At 62.0% G+C, this 18,102-nt stretch carries 19 protein-coding genes; 15 read left to right on the forward strand and 4 right to left on the reverse strand.

What is annotated here, in order from left to right; all coding sequences use genetic code 11:
- Positions 1–10 precede the first annotated feature (10 nt).
- From AC6I99_RS02725 to AC6I99_RS02755, 7 genes are read left to right on the forward strand one after another with little or no spacing between them, the layout of a single operon-like run.
- Positions 11–406 carry a C-glycoside deglycosidase beta subunit domain-containing protein gene (locus AC6I99_RS02725; RefSeq protein ID WP_497960146.1) on the forward strand — a complete coding sequence of 132 codons (396 nt, stop codon included), beginning with the start codon at positions 11–13 and terminating at the stop codon, positions 404–406.
- Positions 403–1,506: a sugar phosphate isomerase/epimerase family protein gene (locus tag AC6I99_RS02730; protein WP_497960147.1), complete on the forward strand. Its 1,104-nt coding sequence runs from the start codon at positions 403–405 to the stop codon at positions 1,504–1,506. Before AC6I99_RS02725 ends, AC6I99_RS02730 begins: the two co-directional genes overlap by 4 nt.
- Positions 1,507–1,524: 18 nt before the next feature.
- On the forward strand, positions 1,525–2,550 hold the full coding sequence (locus AC6I99_RS02735) for a sugar phosphate isomerase/epimerase family protein (protein ID WP_497946783.1): 1,026 nt from the start codon (positions 1,525–1,527) through the stop codon (positions 2,548–2,550).
- Between the two features lie 10 nt (positions 2,551–2,560).
- Positions 2,561–3,331 (forward strand): nuclear transport factor 2 family protein, encoded by a 771-nt coding sequence (locus AC6I99_RS02740; RefSeq protein ID WP_224094053.1) that lies wholly within the window; start codon positions 2,561–2,563, stop codon positions 3,329–3,331.
- Between the two features lie 8 nt (positions 3,332–3,339).
- Positions 3,340–3,738, forward strand: coding sequence for a C-glycoside deglycosidase beta subunit domain-containing protein (locus AC6I99_RS02745; RefSeq protein WP_497946782.1), 399 nt, complete (start codon positions 3,340–3,342; stop codon positions 3,736–3,738).
- Positions 3,735–4,919 carry a Gfo/Idh/MocA family protein gene (locus AC6I99_RS02750; protein ID WP_497946781.1) on the forward strand — a complete coding sequence of 395 codons (1,185 nt, stop codon included), beginning with the start codon at positions 3,735–3,737 and terminating at the stop codon, positions 4,917–4,919. Before AC6I99_RS02745 ends, AC6I99_RS02750 begins: the two co-directional genes overlap by 4 nt.
- Positions 4,920–4,946: 27 nt before the next feature.
- Complete coding sequence (locus AC6I99_RS02755) at positions 4,947–5,951, forward strand: sugar phosphate isomerase/epimerase family protein (protein WP_497946780.1); 1,005 nt, start codon at positions 4,947–4,949, stop codon at positions 5,949–5,951.
- Positions 5,952–6,040: 89 nt separating this feature from the next.
- Here AC6I99_RS02755 and AC6I99_RS02760 read toward each other — a convergent pair whose 3' ends face one another.
- Complete coding sequence (locus AC6I99_RS02760) at positions 6,041–7,621, reverse strand: sensor histidine kinase (protein WP_497946779.1); 1,581 nt, start codon at positions 7,619–7,621, stop codon at positions 6,041–6,043.
- Positions 7,622–7,872: 251 nt separating this feature from the next.
- Here AC6I99_RS02760 and AC6I99_RS02765 point away from each other — a divergent pair, with 251 nt between their 5' ends.
- Both AC6I99_RS02765 and AC6I99_RS02770 read left to right on the forward strand, forming a co-directional pair.
- Positions 7,873–8,334: a helix-turn-helix domain-containing protein gene (locus tag AC6I99_RS02765; protein ID WP_497946778.1), complete on the forward strand. Its 462-nt coding sequence runs from the start codon at positions 7,873–7,875 to the stop codon at positions 8,332–8,334.
- A 37-nt stretch (positions 8,335–8,371) separates the two neighbouring features.
- A complete protein-coding gene (locus AC6I99_RS02770) occupies positions 8,372–9,010 on the forward strand; it encodes a PIN domain-containing protein (protein ID WP_497946777.1) in 639 nt (212 codons plus the stop codon).
- A gap of 36 nt (positions 9,011–9,046) precedes the next feature.
- On the opposite strand, the gene AC6I99_RS02775 is transcribed toward AC6I99_RS02770, so the two are convergent.
- Positions 9,047–10,117, reverse strand: coding sequence for an apurinic/apyrimidinic endonuclease family protein (locus AC6I99_RS02775; protein WP_497946776.1), 1,071 nt, complete (start codon positions 10,115–10,117; stop codon positions 9,047–9,049).
- Positions 10,118–10,183: 66 nt separating this feature from the next.
- Here AC6I99_RS02775 and AC6I99_RS02780 point away from each other — a divergent pair, with 66 nt between their 5' ends.
- Positions 10,184–10,612 carry a hypothetical protein gene (locus AC6I99_RS02780; RefSeq protein WP_497946775.1) on the forward strand — a complete coding sequence of 143 codons (429 nt, stop codon included), beginning with the start codon at positions 10,184–10,186 and terminating at the stop codon, positions 10,610–10,612.
- 52 nt (positions 10,613–10,664) lie between these two features.
- Here AC6I99_RS02780 and AC6I99_RS02785 read toward each other — a convergent pair whose 3' ends face one another.
- Both AC6I99_RS02785 and AC6I99_RS02790 read right to left on the reverse strand, forming a co-directional pair.
- Positions 10,665–11,537: a ThuA domain-containing protein gene (locus tag AC6I99_RS02785; RefSeq protein WP_497960149.1), complete on the reverse strand. Its 873-nt coding sequence runs from the start codon at positions 11,535–11,537 to the stop codon at positions 10,665–10,667.
- A gap of 88 nt (positions 11,538–11,625) precedes the next feature.
- A complete protein-coding gene (locus AC6I99_RS02790) occupies positions 11,626–12,891 on the reverse strand; it encodes an ROK family protein (RefSeq protein WP_497960150.1) in 1,266 nt (421 codons plus the stop codon).
- A 105-nt stretch (positions 12,892–12,996) separates the two neighbouring features.
- Between AC6I99_RS02790 and AC6I99_RS02795 the strand changes: the two genes are divergently transcribed.
- From AC6I99_RS02795 to AC6I99_RS02815, 5 genes are all read left to right on the forward strand, one after another.
- Complete coding sequence (locus tag AC6I99_RS02795; RefSeq protein WP_497960154.1) at positions 12,997–14,061, forward strand: Gfo/Idh/MocA family protein; 1,065 nt, start codon at positions 12,997–12,999, stop codon at positions 14,059–14,061.
- The gene (locus tag AC6I99_RS02800; RefSeq protein ID WP_497960156.1) at positions 14,058–14,840 is read left to right on the forward strand and encodes a hypothetical protein; all 783 of its coding nucleotides are present in this window, start codon (positions 14,058–14,060) and stop codon (positions 14,838–14,840) included. Before AC6I99_RS02795 ends, AC6I99_RS02800 begins: the two co-directional genes overlap by 4 nt.
- 98 nt (positions 14,841–14,938) lie before the next feature.
- Positions 14,939–15,955 carry a VOC family protein gene (locus AC6I99_RS02805; protein ID WP_497960159.1) on the forward strand — a complete coding sequence of 339 codons (1,017 nt, stop codon included), beginning with the start codon at positions 14,939–14,941 and terminating at the stop codon, positions 15,953–15,955.
- Positions 15,956–16,088: 133 nt separating this feature from the next.
- Positions 16,089–17,090, forward strand: coding sequence for a fumarylacetoacetate hydrolase family protein (locus AC6I99_RS02810; protein WP_497960160.1), 1,002 nt, complete (start codon positions 16,089–16,091; stop codon positions 17,088–17,090).
- Positions 17,091–17,103: 13 nt separating this feature from the next.
- On the forward strand, positions 17,104–18,096 hold the full coding sequence (locus AC6I99_RS02815; RefSeq protein ID WP_497960162.1) for a cyclase family protein: 993 nt from the start codon (positions 17,104–17,106) through the stop codon (positions 18,094–18,096).
- Positions 18,097–18,102: the final 6 nt, after the last annotated feature.

Raw genomic sequence — 18,102 nt, forward strand, 5'->3', positions numbered from 1 at the left:
AGGAGATCCCATGATTGCCGACCGCATGATCGAGCAGGGAACGCTCACCACTGAAGGCGACCGAACCGCCGTCGAAGTCCGTATCCCGTGGTACCGGGCCCTGCCGGGTTCCTGCATTGCCGGGGCCGCGCTCACCATCGACGGTGTGGCCGCTCCCGAGGAGTCGTTGCGCTGGACCATGAACAACCGCACGTTCAGCTTTGGCGAGCTGGTGGAGGAGACGGATGAGTGGTGGTTTCCGCTGGATTCGGCAGTTCTGTCTGGCGAGCTGCCCCTGACGGATTCGGAGGCGGACCACGAAGTACGGGTGGACCTCAAGCTCTACATCCCCTACATCACCACTGACCACGGCGTGTTGCACATCGAAGAGAACGACACCAAGACCATGAAGGTAGGACAGCGATGACCGGCCTCGGCACCCCCATTCAGGGCGTTACCCTTTACAGCTTCACCCGCGCTTTCCATAGCCGGCAGTACGACCTTGACGGCCTGATCCGCAAGGTAGCCGCAGAGGGTTTTGGGCCAGGTCTTGAAATCATTGGATTCTCAAGCCTGCGGGGCTTCCCGGACCGGATCGATGACTCGTTCGTAGGCCACTTCCGTGATCTCGTTTCCGAAGTGGAACTGCTTCCCACCTCACTGGCCGTCAACGTTGACACGGGCATCCGCAGGGACCGCCTCATGAACCACGACGAGCTTGTGGAGTACATGCGCAAGCAAATCGAGGTCGCCTCCAGGCTGGGCTTCCCGATCGCCCGCGTCCAAATCTCCCTGACGCCCGATGCCATGGAAAGCCTGTTGCCGGTGGCCGAAAAGTACGGTGTCACCCTGGCGCTTGAAGTCCACGCACACCAGCACGGTGCCCACGAACTGATCCTTGCGTTGCGCGACCGCTTCGACAAGTTGGGCTCCCCGCTCCTTGGCTTCACGGCCGACTGGGGTGCCACGGTCAGCGGCTTCGCGCCGTCGCTCCTTGAGGCCTACCGGCGCCGGGGCGCCTCCGAAGAGCTGCTCCAGCAGGTTGTGGCCATGTGGAACGGCTTCTACGCAGAAGGCCCACCCACCACCGAGAAGGCCCACGGCGAACGTTTCGGAGCCTTCATTGGCCTGGCCGCCCGCAACGGTCGTCCGGACCTGGGCATCGACTTCGCGATCAATGGAACCGGCCTCTTTGGCCCGGCCCCCATTGATACCTGGCTGGAAATCATGCCGTTCGTCCGCCACGTGCACGGCAAGTTCTTCGGCATCGACGAGAACGGCGAGGAACCTTCCGTTCCCGTCCGCGACCTCGTCCGCCTGCTCGTCGAGAACGGCTACTCCGGCGCGATTTCCAGCGAATACGAGGGGTGGCACTGGAACAACTGGCAGGACCCCTTCGAGATCATCCGTGGCGAACAGGCCATCCAGCGTTCAGCCGCTGCCAACGCCGGTTCGAGGATCATCACGGATCCTGCCGAAGCCCGCAGCATCCTCAACAGCCACCTCACCCAGCCGGTCCTCGGCTGATAAGAACGGATAACCACCATGTCTACAGGCATCGCAGGCTCGGGCATCGAGCTTGGCATCACCCTCTACTCACTGACCTCTGAATTTGCAGCAGGCCTTTACACTCCCGAGACGCTCATCAAGGCCGTGGCCGACGAAGGGCTCGGTCCCGGCGTCGAATTCAATATCGCGCAGATGCTGCGCACCTACCCTGATGTCGACGACGACTTCGTCAAGCTCTGGCGCGACAGCATGGACAGGTACGGGCTGACCCCCAGCGCTGTGGGAACCAACCTGGACATGGGCCGCCGCAAGGACCGGGACATGACTCCCGACGAGGAATTCGACTTCTTTGCGCGTCAGCTGAAGACCGCGAACACGCTCGGCTTCCACAGGATCGTCATCCGTTCGGCAGGCAAGGAACTGCTGCGCCGACTGCTGCCCCTCGCTGAGAAGTACGACCAGAAGCTCGGCTACGAAATCCACGCACCCCAGGGTCCGAACGATCCCAAGATCCTCCAGATCCGGGAGATGTACGACGAACTCGGCAGCGACCGCCTTGGTTTCACGGCTGACTTCAGTTCGACCATGCACAGCCTGTCGCCCACGCTGTTCCGGACGCTCACGCAAATGGGGCTGCCGGAAGAGCACTTCGCAGTCATGCAGGACATCTGGCGAAAGCCGCTGCCGATGCAGGAACGCAACCAGGAATTCGAGGACTACCTCCGCTCCAACAACTTCGATCCCGCAAACCTGGGGCCGTTCACCCGCCTGGCGTTCAACATGCATGGCCTGGTGGCACCCGAGGAATGGCTGGACATCATGCCGCAAATGTTCCACGTGCACGCCAAGTTCTACGACATTGACGAGAACGGCAATGAGCCGGCCATGGACATTCCGCGCATTGTCCGCCAGTTCGTCAAGGGCGGCTACAGAGGCTTCCTGTCCAGCGAATGGGAGGGCCACGCCTTTGCCGACCTCGGCGAATCGGACCCGATCGACCTTGTCAAGAAGCAGCACGCACTCATGCGGCGCGCCATTGAAGACTCCGTAGTACCGGCCTAGGGAGGCATCCATGCCAGCAATCGATACGGACCTCAGCGCGGAGATCCAGCAGCTCCGGATGGAACTGCAGGAAGCCCGGCGCTTGGCACGCCGCGCGAACGACCGCGGCGAGATCGAGAACCTCTTCAACCGCTACATGTACCTGCACAACGCATTCCAGGACGAGCAGATCATTCCCCTGTGGGTAAAGCCGGGAACTCCCGGAATCCGCGCCAGGTACACCAACGCGGGCCAGTACACGGACTACGAAAGTGTCATCCGCTACCACCGGAACCGCCCGAATCCCGTAGGAAAGCTGATCCTGCACTACACCACAACCCCGGTCATCGAAGTCGCGGGCGACGGCGAAACCGCCAAGGGCGTATGGATCATGACCGGCAACGAATCCGGGCTGACGGATCCCGAGGTGGCAAAGGAAAGTCCGGACTACATGTACTCGCCAGGCGAAGTACAAGGCAAGAAGGTCTGGGCCCACTGGGTTTGGTGCAAGTACGCCGTGGACTTCCTCCGCCAGGACGGTGAATGGAAGATCTGGAAGTTCCGCTGCTACGAACTCCTGCGGGCGCCCTTCGAAGAAAACTGGATCAGCTTCGCGGAAAAGAACCAGCACGCCTTCGCCCTGGACCTTATGTACTTCGGCGACGACGGCAAACCCGTTTTCATGCCGCCTGCGGACGAGCCGGTGCCAGCCGAGTACCACCCGTACAACCCATCGGCCAGGCAGACACTGGAGCCGCAGCCGCCCATACCCCACCCAACCTTCACCGAGACTTTTGAGTAAGGATCATCATGGCAACCCACAACTCCCTTTTCCAGGACGCTGACGTCCGCCGGCACCCCGAGGGTATCTCTGTCTCCGTGCAGTTGCCTTGGTACCGCAGCTTGTGGCTCTCCGCCGTCGACGACGTCGCAGCCACGGTCAACGGCGTGGAAATCCCCAAGTCTGCGCTGCGGTTCGAGCTGCAGGGACACTCATATTCGATCGAGGAACTCCCGGACCAGTGGGAGACCCTTTGGTTCGTCGCTGACAAGCCGGACATCATCATCCCCATGGATCGCGTGCCCGACTCCGGTGAGGAGATCGACGTCGAGGTTACCCTCACCCTGCGCCTGCTTTACATGCAGATCGCACCCATGCACTACGTGGGCAACCGCGTGGCGGTAGAGCGCAAGGTTGTGCTCGCATGACAAGCCTGCGGGTGGCCATGATCGGGTACGGGTTCATGGGAGCAGCCCACTCACAAGGCTGGCGAACGGCTCCCCGGGTTTTCGACCTTCCGGCCGACGCCGAGATGGCCGTGATCGTGGGCCGTGATGCCGCCGCCGTAGCAAAAGCCGCCAGTAAATGGGGCTGGGCCGAATCGGCAACGGACTGGCGCGAGGTCATCGCGCGCGACGACATCGACGTCGTGGACATCGTGACGCCCGGCGATTCACATGCGGAGATCGCCATTGCCGCGTTGGATGCAGGCAAGCATGTCCTGTGCGAGAAGCCCCTGGCCAACACCGTGGCCGAAGCAGAGACGATGGCTGCGGCTGCTGACCGTGCCGCTGCGCGGGGTGTGAAGGCCATGGTGGGTTTCACGTACCGTCGGGTTCCGGCCGTGACGTTCCTGCGTCAGCTCATCGCCGAGGGCGTGGTGGGCCGGATCGCGCACGTCCGTGCCTCGTACCGCCAGGACTGGCTGGTGGATCCGGACATGCCGTTGGCATGGCGGCTCCAGAAAGAGCACGCGGGTTCCGGCGCGTTGGGGGACATCGGAGCCCACGCCATTGACTTGGTGGAGTTCGTCACCGGCATGGACGTGGAACAGGTATCCGGTGTGCTGGACACGATCGTCAAACAGAGGCCGCTGCTTGGCAGCGGATCGGGGCTCTCCGGAAAGGCCGCTGCCGGCTACGGGCAAGTCACCGTGGATGACATCGCCATCTTCACGGGCCGCTTGGCGTCCGGGGCGCTTGCCTCCTTCGAGGCCACGCGTTTTGCGACCGGGCGAAAGAATGCGCTCGCGATTGAGATTTCCGGGGACAAGGGTGCTTTGGCTTTCGACCTCGAAGACCTGAACAGCATCCAGTTCTACGATCGGACCGCCCCTGCCGACCAGCAGGGATTCCGGAAGATTCTGGTCACCGAACCCGTGCACCCCTACGTGGCAGCCTGGTGGCCGGCCGGACACATGTTGGGCTACGAGCATGGCTTCTCACACCAGGTCAAGGACCTGGTGGAGGGCATTGTCCGGAACACGGACCCGCACCCCACATTTGCCGATGGCCTGCGGGTCCAGCGTGTACTGGACGCCGTGGAACGCAGCTCCAACAACGATTCTGCATGGACCCGCGTCGCCGCCGACGTTCCGGTCCAGGCGTAGGTCCCAGGCGTAGGAAGGACGAAAGACATGGCACGACCAATCACCCTGTTCACTGGGCAGTGGGCGGATTTGCCGTTCGAAGAGGTCGCCCGGCTCGCTGGAGAGTGGGGCTATGACGGGCTTGAAATCGCGTGCTGGGGCGACCACCTTGACCCGTGGCGATGGGACGACGACGCCTACGTCCAGGACAAGCTCGACATCCTGGAACGCAATGGCCTGAAGGTATGGACCATCGCCAACCATCTCAAGGGACAAGCGGTCTGCGACGATCCAATCGACCAGCGGCACCGGGACATCCTCCCGGATGTCGTGTGGGGCGACGGTGATCCTGAAGGCGTGCGACGCCGTGCTGCCGAGGAAATGAAGAACACGGCCCGGCTGGCCGCCAAGCTTGGCGTCAAGACGGTCACGGGTTTTACGGGCTCGTCTATTTGGAAGTACGTGGCCATGTTCCCGCCGGCCAGTGAAAAGATGATCGACGCCGGATACCAGGACTTCGCGGACAGGTGGAACCCCATCCTGGACGTCTTCGACGAGGTGGGTGTTCGCTTCGCCCATGAAGTGCATCCGTCCGAGATCGCCTACGACTACTGGACCACGCAGAGGACCTTGGAGGCGATCGGCCACCGGGAGTCCTTCGGCCTGAACTGGGACCCCAGCCACATGGTCTGGCAGGACATCGACCCCGTCGGATTCCTTTGGGACTTCCGCGATCGCGTCTACCACGTGCACTGCAAGGACACGAAGAAGCGCCTCGGCAACGGCCGGAATGGCCGGCTGTCCTCGCACCTGCCCTGGGCCGATCCTCGTCGGGGTTGGGATTTCATCTCAACAGGCCACGGAGATGTTCCCTGGGAGGACGCCTTCCGGATGCTGAACGCCATTGATTACAAAGGCCCGTTGTCCGTCGAATGGGAAGACGCCGGAATGGATCGCCTGGTCGGTGCCCCCGAGGCGCTGGGCTTCGTCAGGAAGCTCTCCTCCTATGAGCAGTCCGCTGCGGCTTTCGACGCCGCTTTCAGCACCAAGTAAGGGACCACCATGCGGTCGCGTGTGTGGCCGCGCAGCCCCAGGCAGGAGTGTGACCGTAAGGATCCCGGTGCGCGTATCACCGTGTTCACCTAGTGGGAGACGTTCAGGGTGACGGTGGTTCCCTTGCCCGGCCTGCTTTCCAGGTTTATTTTTCCGCCGTGTGCTTCAACGATGGCTTTGCTGATTGATAGTCCCAGGCCGGCGCCGGGGATGGCGGTCTTCATGGCTTGGTCGGATCGGAAGAATTTGGTGAATGCCTGCCGTTGTTCTTCTGCAGTCATGCCGATGCCTTGGTCGCTGATGGAACAGATGAATCCGCCGTTCTGCCTTCTCAGGGAAACCGTGACTTCACTGCCGTGCGGTGAGAATTTGATGGCGTTCGAGAGCAGTTGCTCGATGGCCCTGGTGAACTGCCCGGGATCAACCTCAGCCTCGAGGTCGGCGTCGATGTCGTCATGGATGATGATGCCCTTGGCCGATGCTTCCTGCTGTGCCGATCGGGCCGCTGCGCCCATCAAGTCGGAGAGGTTGGCCGGCCGGCGACGGATCTCAAGGTCCTCGGACGCCACCAGCAGGAGGTCGTTTATCAGGGTCAGCAGGCGTTGGGCGTTTCGCTCGATCACCTGTAGGTACCCCGGGTTCGGGTCATTTCCCAGAAGCTCAAGGAAGCCGAGCATGGATGTCAGAGGGGTTCGAAGTTCGTGGGAGACGGTTGCCACGAACTTGTCCTTCGATTCAAGCGCGGATACCAGCGTCGTGACGTCGGTGAAGGCCAGAACCGAACCCTTCAGCTGGCCATCGTCGTCATGAAATTGTCTTGCCGCGACCGAGAAGACCAGCTGCTCGTCTTCCTGGCCCACACGGATCAGCTTGTTGGTAAAACTGCGCCCGGACAGGGCAAGCCCTGCTGGGCTATCGGACAGTTGCGTTATGTCATCCGTAGCAGTGAATGGGTTGTGGCCGGGAATCTGTTGGGCGGCTTTCCGGTCCGCGCGAAGACGGTGATTGGTAAGGATGTCGTTGCCGCCGGCGTCGATCGCCCACACGCCGACGTTCACCGTTTCCAGGACGGCATCAAGAAGTTGCTGATGGTCCTGTGTGGCCTTGTGCAGGCGGACAAGCTCCCTGTCCTTCAGGTCTTGCATGTTCCTGTGCTTGACTACGACACCTGCCACCAGATGGGCTGTCACGGCGAACCCGGCCAGGATGACAGGAACAACAATCATCCGGATGAGTTCGGTTTGCTCCACCACGTGTCCAAGCACGTACGGGGAGGCGATGATTCCGCAGAAGGGACCGGCGATAGCCAGGACAAGGCGTGTCCGGCTCGCGCTTAGGGAAAGCCAAATGACCGGGAACACTATGAGCAGCGTTACGACACTCAGGACGGGGCCGCCGACCTCGCGGGTGAGTGCCAGAACGACGAAATCCACTAACGGTATGAGCACAAAAGTCCCGGGCGGAAGCCGGTTCCAGGGAACAGCAAGGCAGGCAACGAGCATCAGCAGATGAACCACCAGCATGAGCTGAAAGGCAGTGTCAGTCATCGTTTCGGGACTGAAAAGAATGGCGAAGACGACGATCAGGCCCATGGCCAGCGTCACCGGCAGTTGGCACAGGGCGACGGCCCTGCGTCGGCCGATTCTGTCGAAGAAGTCATCCAATGGCATAAAAACGGACGTGTCCTGCATAATCGCTAGCCCTCTCCCCAGAAGCCGCCCACAAGTACAGGCTTGATGTCGATAGCCACAGCATAGTCAGGAGATGTAGCGGCGGAAGCGGAAGTGCAGGATTCAGCGTGTAAACCGCTGCTTCAACCCGATGAAACTGCATGGCTAGGTGGTTCCCCCTTTCTTGCACTTATAAGTGCAAGTGGCTTAGTGTTAGGGAATATTAGGGAATGTACGCCGAGGGAGGCGAAATGTCCGCCTTATTGGATCGGACCGAGAAAACCGTCGTAACCACGACTAAGCAGGAGAGCGAACAAGCACGCCAGCTCACCGAAAGATTACGTTCTACCGCAACCCGGAAGTCAGTCAGATTTGCCGTAGAGGATACCGCGGGCGAGTCCGCACAGGTACCGCCGGAGCTTGCTGCTCTCCTTCGTAAGGTTGTCGAGGTGATCGGACGCGGTGGAACAGTAACCATCGGGACCCTGCCCAAGGAACTGACGACTACTACAGCCGCAAAGATGCTCGGCGTCTCGCGCCCCACGCTCATGCAGCTTGTGCGTAACAACGAATTGCCCTCCCACAAGGTTGGTTCGCATACGCGCATTCTCGCTGAGGACGTTCAGAAATACGTAGAAGCCAGGGCTAAAGTGCGCAGGCAAGGCCTTGATGAGCTTCGAGCATTCGAGGACGAGCTTGACCTGGAGGACTAAGCCGGAAGGGTGACCGTCGAGACTGTAGGGTTCAGTTATGAGCCCGGCGGTCACCATCGTCCTTCTGGACGCCAACATCCTCTACTCCAGAACCCTCCGTGATTGGATAGCCCTTCTTCAGATTGAAGCACCCGGCCTCTTCAGCGTGTCTTGGACGGAGGACATCATGGCTGAGACTCTCTACAACCTTCGTAAGAAGCATCCTTTATGGGCTGATGAGCAGATTGGCGGCATGCGCCGTCGGCTGGAGAAGACTTTCACCGGTGGGCAGATCGCCGGTTATGAGATCGACGCCACCTTGCACTATCCCGATGTTTGCGATGCCCACGTTCACGCAGCCGCCGTTCACGGTGGGGTCGATATTGTTGTCACTGCCAACGCAAAAGACTTTCCGGACAGCGACGATCTTCCATATGAGATCTACCATCCCGACGATTTCTTGGTCCTGGTAGATGACGGAGCGCCTACCGCCGTTCGATCAGTGACCGAGCAGCAGCTTGTCTACTTCCATGGAAGAGCTTCTGCTGGTGATGGTGTGGATCTGCCACATCGGCTCAAAAATGCTGATGCGCCGGAGTTTGCCACCCGCGTCCGGAAACATTTGCAGCGTATAAACATGAGCATTCTGAGTGCGTCGGATGCTGGTGAGGACTTAGTCAAAGCCCAAGGTCGCTAGAAGCACAGTCCGGAACGACCGGAGTTCCGTGTCCGTTCAGGATTCGGCCAGTGTATTGAGGCTGGTCATGAGATCGCGGTTCGCAGTCAGGGCGGCGTTCGCGGTCGCGGTGGCCGCGCCTGTGCCCAACGCGTCCTTGGCAAGCTCCAGATGCCGTCTGGTCATGACCGTGGGATCGTCCTGAAGCCATTCGTGACCTCCCCATTCGCTGGTGAGCGTGCCCGCAAAGCCTTCCTCACCCAGGAGCCGGCCGAGTTGCTGAAGCGGCCGGGACACCCGCCCGTCAGTATCCTGGAGGTCCCAGAATTTCAGGTGGAACGCGCCTACGAGCGGCAGGATTCCCTTGAGTTCCGATGCGTCACTGCGTCCAAAACGGATCACCAGGTTCATGAAGAGGGTGTGGATCGCGGGTGGAACCACATCTGAGCGCAGTGCCGTAACGACGGCGTCGTGGGTCGCCGGGTCTTTCCAATCGGTCTCCAGCCGTGCAAGTAGGTCCGCTGCCATACCGGCCTTTGCCAGTTCCTCTAGATAGGTCACCGGGAGCGCAGGCATCAACATGCTGATGTCCACCAGGACCCGGATCCGATCGTCGTCCAGGGACGAGATGTGGTCCAGGGCAGGCAGCACCTGGGGATTCCGCGGGTGCTGTTGGCCTTGGATTTCCTCGAAGAGAACAAGATCGAGGTCGTGCAGCAGTGGTTGGACCAGTTTGAGCAGTTCCGGTCCGGCCTGTCCGATCGGGAGCCGGACCCCTGTTGCCCCCACGCGCTGGGCTGCCTTGAGTTGGGGTACCAGGAACTCCAGCCGCTGGGCGGTGGTGCGGCGTACCGTCGTCGTCAAGTAGTCATCTAGACTGCAGCCGACGATGCTCACGCTGCCACCCGCTGCTTCCATGGCGCTGCGGAAGGCGCCGACTTCCTGGTCCTGTGGGGCAGGAAACGTCCGCCACAACAGCCCGGGTTCCAGTTCCACAACTGTGGCGATCCCTGCTTTGGCAATGCCGGTGACGATCTCGGCGCTGGTCTTTTCGGATGCGATGATTTCCGGCGTCCAGTTGAAGGCGCTGGCAGCCAACGTCCATCCCGAAGATAAGAGGGTTTCCATGGGGAGTCTTTCCATATAAGTATCTTAATGACAAACTTATGTCACTTTCAGACAAAGGAGCTTGTGATGTTGAAGAACGCCCTGCGCGAGGATGCCTTGAGCTTTGGTCCGGATGGATTTGAGCTTCGGTTGGGCCTTCCATGGATTCGTTCAATGCCGCTGTCCTCTATCCGGGGCCTTTCCGTCTCCGTGGATGGCTGGTCTCCGGCGGAAGGGGAGTTGCGGGTCAGGTTGGGTCAACGGGCCATCCCCGCGGATGCCTTGGCGGGAGAGTCTTGTTGGTGGTTCATTCAGGACCGCCTGGTGATCCTGTTCCCGGTCAACCGGTTCCGTGATCGCAGTGGCAACGTGCGGAAAGTGTCCGTGGACTTCGAGTTGATCGTTCCGTACCTGCGTGGTGGGGCAGATGGGCCGCTGGTCCTGCCCTTCCACTTGGAAGCGATGTTGCAGGCCTCGCAGGTGGTCCCGCGGGGAGTCTCGCTCGACGTCGCCTAGAAAGCGGATTTACGGGCGGGATGTGCAGGCTGGCACACCCCGCCGTTTCGTGTCACTTCTGCGTGGCGGGTTCTCCGGCCTCCACCCACTCCGTGAACATCTTGCGGACCATGGGTTCCAACGTTGTGGGCCACCAATCCCCGCCCTCCACGGCTTGTCCCAGGTCCTCGGGGGTTGGAACAGTGACTTCGCCTGTGGCTGCCCATTCCGCGCTGCGTGGGAAGAGTGCTCGGAAGGCGGGGTGGCTCATCGCCTGTACATTGTGGCCGATACCTATGGAGACGGAGTGGCCCGCACCGTATTCCACGGCCCACGCCACCGGATGCTCATCGCCCATGCCCGGCATGCTCCGCCACTGCGCGGGCACCTGCGTGTAGCGCAATGGGTTGTCCCAGCCCTTGAGCAGGATGGTCTTCCTGACGCCTTCGGGCCATTTAAGTCCCACGTAAAGGTCGTCGTTGTAATGCGGGAACTCGCTGGGCCACCCTTCCGTGATGGGGTGCGCTTCTGCGGTGTGGATAAGAAAATCGTTGTTGGGTGCCCGGCGCGAGGTATCCTCGCGCATCACACCGCCCAGAAGGCGTTCATACTCGGGATCCCAGCCCACCCCGCCGGCCAGCGTCGGATGGTAGGCAATGAGGCCTTTGCCGCCAGCCACGAAATCGAACAGGGCTTGTTCTGCCGCCTGGCCGAACCGCTCCTCCGGCACGTCGCGCCAAGGATCATGGCGGCCGTAGTAGTTCAGCACGACGAGGTCGTAGGGCTTGAGGGTGCCGGCCGTTGCTCCGCGGAATTCTTCGGTGACGCGCACCTCGAAACGGCCGGTTTCTTCCAATGCCGTCTTGAGCGCGGGGGTGGTCTGACGCCAATCGTGGTGGACATCGGTCATGCCGGTAATGATCAGCGTCTTAATGGTTCCGGGCATTCGTGGGACACTCCTTCGTGACTCGACTTATGATCCGAAGATACATGCTTAAGTCGGAATCAGGAAGAAGTTTTCCGCCGTAAGTTGCCTAGCTCAGCGTCAGGGTTTTGATTGGGCCTGGCTTGCCTTGCGCAAACCAGCGCGGGAACGTGGCCTCAAAGAGTTGTTCGCGCGCCAGCTCAGCGCCGCCCCGCAGGGGTTCGCGTTCGTCGTTCACGGACAGAAGGATCCGCAGGTCCCTGGTGGCCAGTGGCAGGGATAGTTCGTAAACACGTTGCCGCACTTCAGCGAGGTACACCTCGCCGGCGGATGCCATGGCCCCGCCGATCACAATGATCCCTGGGTTGAACATGTTGACCAGGGCTGCGATTGATTCACCCACAACCCGTGCCGAGCGCTGAAGCAGGCGCACTGCCAGCGCATCACCGCTGATGGCCGCCAGTGCGATGCCCTCGGGCGAGAGGGGCTGCCCCTTCTCGACGGATGTGGCAAGTGGGCCCGTGGCGCCTTCCTTGATGGCAAGTTCCGCATCACGGATCAATGCCCAGCCTCCGGCGACGGCTTCCAGGCAGCCGACCTTTCCGCACCGGCAGAGTGCGTCCGAGTCCGGCACCCGCACATGCCCGATGTCGCCGGCCGCACCGTTGGCGCCCCGGTGAATGCGTCCCTGCGAGAGCAGTCCGGCGCCGATGCCCGATCCGATCTTGCAGTAGATGAGGTCGGCGTATGCGTCGCGCCTGCGCGCCCGTTCACCCAAAGCGAGCAGGTTGACGTCGTTGTCCACCCAGACCGGAGCGTCAAAGCGTTCCTCGAAGGGGGTGCGGATGTCCGAACCGTTCCAGCCGGGCATGATGGGCGGCGCCACCGGCTGTCCGCTCTCGAAGTCAACGGGGCCGGGAACGCCCACAACCACAGACCAGACAGGCAGTTCCGCGGCGCTTCCAAGGAGGTCATCCAGGAGCTCCATGGCGGCCTTCAAGGTCTCCGCCGGTCCGCGCGCAATGTCCCACTCGCGGTGCCTCTGGTCGATGATGTCTCCGTCCAGCTCCGCGTAGCCCACCCTGATGTGCAGGGCGCCGAGGGCGCACACGATGATCCGTCCTTGCTCTGAGCGGAAGCGGAGCGTCCTCGGTGCGCGGCCTCCCGACGAAGCGCCAAACTCACCGTCCCCGAGGAAGCCCATCTGGATTGCCTGGTCCACCCGTTGCGTCACCACGCCCCGGCCCAGGCCGGTCACGCGGCCAATTTCGGGACGGGTTGTTGCTTCCCCCGTGCGCACAAGGTTGACGATGCGGAGCAAGCTCGTGACTTCGTCTGTCTGCGCACCGAACCGGAGTGTGGAATCTGTGGTCATAACTCAAAATTGTCCCACAAGAAGGTCACTAATGTGCGGAATTTGGTGCACTATAGCCAGAACCGAATGAACTTAGGAATGATGCTGACAAAAGGAGCACGTGTCATGACATGGAGAGTGGGTTTCCTGGGCGCCGGGCCTGGCGTCGCGGCCCTTCATCTGCCAACGTTGGGCCGCTTGGACGATAAATTCCAGGTCGCGCACGTTGCGGATGCCGGCAGCGGGCGTGCACGAACACTGGCTGAACCCCTGCATGCCAGCTGGTCAGCCGGGGACGGGGAGCTGCTGGCCGACCCGGACGTCGAGGTTGTGGCTATCTGCAGTCCACCGGCGGAACATCAACGCCAGATCATGGCGGCGGTTGGGGCAGGCAAGAAAGCCATCTTCTGCGAAAAGCCTTTGGCCACCACCAAGGAGGCGGCGGAAGGTGTTGTGGCCGCCTGCCGCGCCGCCGGCACCGTCTTGATGGTCGGAACCAATCACGCCTACGATCCCGGGTGGCTGCTGGCACGTCACCCGCTTGAGGAGGAGCAGGAGGCGCCTGAGTCCATTGCGGTCACGCTGGCACTGCCGCCGAACGGCCGCTACCATCAGCTGGTCTCTGAGAATGGCTCCGCCCAGGCCCAGACGCAGGCCCATGCCCAGGCCCCGGCCCGGGAGCGGCCCGACACCGCAGATCCTGGCGTTGCCGCCCACATCGTGAAGCAGCTGCTGACCGGTCTTGCCGTCCACGACCTTCCCGCGGTCCGGCATTTTGCGGCGGACATAGAGGAAGTGCAATACGCCCGGTTCGTTCCGCCGATCGGATACGCGGTGGGGTATACAGCCAGCGGCCTCAACGTCCAATTGGCCCTGACCATGCTGCCTGCGGGCCCGGATGTTCTCTGGAGGGTGACGTTTTCCTCGCCTGAGCAGCGGTTGGATCTTGAGTACCCGCCTCCTTTCGTCCATGCAGGCAGCGGTCGTGTCATTGTGGCGCGGGCCGATGGGTCCAGGATGGAGTATCCGTCAGTGGAGCAGGATGGCTATGAGGCGGAGTGGCTGCACTTCGCGAACCTCCTCGAAGGCACCGTTGGTGTGGACTACGACCAGATCCTGGCAGATGCCCTGTACCCGCTGGAGCTGGCCGATGCGGTCTTCGCCGCCATGACCACAGGAGACGTGCAGTGAGTGGGGCTCGAGCCGTTGTGGCCACGGCGCGGAATTACCGGGCCGCCGTCGCGGAGCTTCGCGGGAGTGCACGTCACAGTGATCTCGTGCCGGGCGCCGTGGTGGTTATTCCCGGTGGAGGTCCGTGGTGGACATTGCTGTTGGAAGCGCAGGCAGCGGGGGCGGGGGCCGTCGTCGTCTCCAATCCTGGGCGCGTTCCTCCCGAGGCAGGGTCTGCGCTGTCGGCTGACGCTGTCACTCTTCCCGTGGTTTTGGAGAGGCCGTACGCGCGTGCGGACATCCTTGCCGATGCCCTCGACGCGCGGGCCGGAAATGCTCCGACGATGGTGACTGTGGAATGCGCAGCGCCTGCCCCGGACCTGGGGGCGACCTTGCGTGACGGGTTGCGGTGGGCCGCTGTGCTGGCAGGAGGGCCGCTCAGTTACTGCGGCGGTGGGGACGGCACCTTCCTCCTTGAGGCAGCCGGCGTGTCCGGCCCGGTTCCTGTGACCGCCGGGGTGCGGCTGTTGACAGGGGACGCGTGTGATCCGCTGCTTCGGGTGATGGCCTTGGGGGAGGTCCGCTCGGAGATTGAGTCTGGAAGGGTTGGAGCGGGCGTTCGCCTTGAGACAGCCACCTTCAACGGGACAATCCAGGCTCCACTGCGGTACGAAACGCCGGCGCGCCTGGCGCTCCGCAGGGCCTTGGATTCCTGCTGTTCGGGCGAGCGGCCCGACGATTTGGAACACCTCCTCAGCGATCACGATCTCGCTGCGCATCTCCTCGAACCGCATAAGTAACACTGATCTTCGGCATAGGTAATATCCCCTTCCCTGATGCGCTGCAGGGGCCAGAGACTTGATGTGGGCAGATTTACAGACCACTGAAAGGATCGAAGATGATCAAGCTTCTCTCCCACCTCTCCTACGTAGCAATTACCACTCCCGACGTCGAGGCCTCGGTTGATTTTTACGTCAACCAGGTGGGGCTCAAGGTAGTGGACCGCGTTGACGGCGCCGTCTACCTCCGGTGCTGGGGCGACTACTACCGCTATAGCGTGGTTGTTGTTCCGGGCGAAGAGCCGGCACTTGAAACCATGGCATGGCGGACGTCCAGCGCCGAAGCACTGGACGAAGCGGTGCGACGCATCGAAGCGGCAGGGGCTAAAGGCGAATGGACTGACATCCATGGCATTGGCCGTGGTTACCGGTTCGTGGGGCCGTGGGGCCACAGCATGACACTGCACTGGGACGTTACGCGATACCAGGGTGAGGGTCAGGATCTGTCCATCTACCCGGACCGCCCGGCGCGCCGCAGCAAGGTGGCAGGCGCACCCCGCCAGCTGGACCACGTGACCATCGCAACCAGTGACGTGGACGGGTTCGCCAAGTGGTACAACGATGTTCTTGGCTTCCGCATCATGGCCCGGACCGTCCTGGACGAGGCCCCCATCTCGGTGTTCTCCGTGCTGACCACCAACGAGAAGTCCCACGACCTCGGCGTGGTGCTGGACGGCTCCACGCGTGCTGGACGCATCAACCACTACGCCTTCTGGGTGGATACCCGCGAAGAACTCCTGATCGCCGCGGACACCCTGATGGAAAACGGAATTCCGATCGAATATGGCCCGTCCATCCATGGCATCGGCGAGCAGAACTTCCTCTACTACCGGGAGCCGTCAACCCTTCGCATCGAGCTCAATACGGGCGGCTACCGCAACTACGTTCCCGACTGGGAGCCGAACACGTGGACCCCGTCCATTGGTTCGAACAACATGTACCGGAACGGCGCCATGCCGATGTCCATGACGGAGTCCTTCCCTCCGGCAGACGGCCCCAGCGCCACAGAAGAGGGCGTTCCGGACGAGATCAAGGAAGCCCTGTTCAACCCCTACGCCCGCCAGGGCCAGGGCTAGAACCTGACGGTTATCGCCGGCATGGGCATCCATGCCGGTGATAACCGCTATAACCACAAACTGATTTACTTATGTCGAATTCCGACATTAAATGAAAGTGGACCGAGGACGGTCCACGAGGGGAGTTACGTTCATGACGACGACGTCAGGCCAGTTGGAAGCACCGTTCGCACTCGCGCGTTACCGGGCCGGGGACGAGGTACGGCTAGGGCTCATTGCCGGTGACCGGATCCGGCCGCTGGGTCCGCAGGAGCTGGGTGCCCCCGGTCTCAACGCCTTCCTGGCCACGCCTGACTGGGACCGCCTGGAAAAGCTTGCCCAAGGCGAGGGTCCCTGGCTTCCGCTGGAAAGCGTTGTTCTCACGGCTCCTGTGGAACCCAGGCAAGTACTGCAAACGGGTGCCAACTACAGGACGCACGTGATCGACCTCGTCGTCGCGGGCTTGGACAAGAACGACCCCCGCACACCGGAGGAAGCCCGCGAATGGGCCGGCAAGATGATGGACGACCGCCAGGCAAACGGTGAGCCCTATTTCTTCATCGGCCTTCCTGCGTGTGTTGTTGGTGACGACGTGCCGCTGGTTCTCCCAAGCTACAGCGAGAAGCACGACTGGGAGTTGGAGCTGGCTGTGGTCATTGGAAAAGAGGCCTTCAGGGTTGGCCGCGAAGAAGCGATGCAGCACGTTGCCGGGTACACGGTGGTCAATGACATCACTACACGGGACTTGGTTTTCCGACGCGACATGAAGGAAATTGGCACGGACTGGTACCGCGGCAAGAACGCGCCTGGGTTCCTGCCGACAGGCCCGTTCCTTGTACCGGCGCAATTCGTGGATCCTGCCAAGCTGAAAGTACGGCTCGAACTCAATGGTGATGTCATGCAGGACGCAACTACCGATGATCTCCTCTTTGATATCCCGGCACTGGTCTCTGCCGCTTCGCAGAATATGCCGCTCTTGCCGGGGGACCTCCTGCTGACCGGAAGCCCGGCGGGCAACGGTGCCCACTGGGGAAGGCTGCTCCGGGACGGCGATGTCATGACAGGAAGTATCCAGGGCCTTGGAACGCAGGTAGTGCGCTGCGTCGCCGAGCCAGTCGCCGAACCAGTCGCCGAGCCAGTCGCCGGGCAAGCCTAGGGTGGGCGGGGCAATGAACCTGGATAATCCCGACCTGCTGGACCGCACCGACCCCGAAGGCGAAATCTCCCGCCGCGGCAAGGCCTACCGGAACTGGGGACGGTGGGGCGAAGACGATGTCCTCGGCACGCTGAACTTCATCGACGCTGCCAAGCGGAAACAAGCGGCTGCATTGGTGCGGGACGGCGACGTCACCTCGCTATCGCAGCCCTTCGATATGAATGGGCCACAAAAAGGCTGGCGTCGCCGTACCAACCCGGTGCACACCATGCTGGACACCGGAACGGATGCCGAGCGGGGCACGCAGGGCTTTCCCCACGGATTGGGCGGCGCGGATGATGTCATTTCCATGCCGCTTCAGTGCTCCACCCAATGGGACGGACTAGGTCACATCTTTGACCACGGTGCCGCCTGGAACGGGCGAAGGGCCGGCGAAGTCGTCACGAGCGACGGCGATCTTGTCACCGGAATCGAGCACGCGGCGGCAGCTCCTGTCTCCCGCGGTGTCCTGCTGGATCTAGGCCGTCACCTGCATCCGGAAACGGGCGAGCTGCCGGACGGCTACGCCATCTCCACCGCAGACCTGGAGTCCTGCATCGAAGCCCAGGGAGCCAGCAGTGTTGTTGGTACGGGCGACATCGTGCTGGTGAGGACAGGACAGTTGACCCGCGCGAGGCGGGACGGCTGGGGCGATTATGCGGGAGGCCCGGCGCCTGGTCTTTCCTTGACGACGGCCGGCTGGCTGCACAGAACCGAGATCGCGGCCATCGCCACTGACACGTGGGGCTTCGAAGTCCGTCCGAATGAGTTTGACGTTCCGGCCTTCCAGCCACTTCACCAGGTGGTCATTCCCAACATGGGACTCACGGTAGGTGAGTTGTGGGACCTGGACGGCCTCGCGGAGAAGTGTCGTGAACGCGGCCGCTACGAGTTCCTCCTGGTCGCGGCTCCTTTGCCGATTACAGGTGCCGTTGGTTCGCCCATCAATCCCATCGCGATCCTCTAATCAACC

This window comes from Arthrobacter sp. TmtSoilC77, from assembly GCF_059739415.1.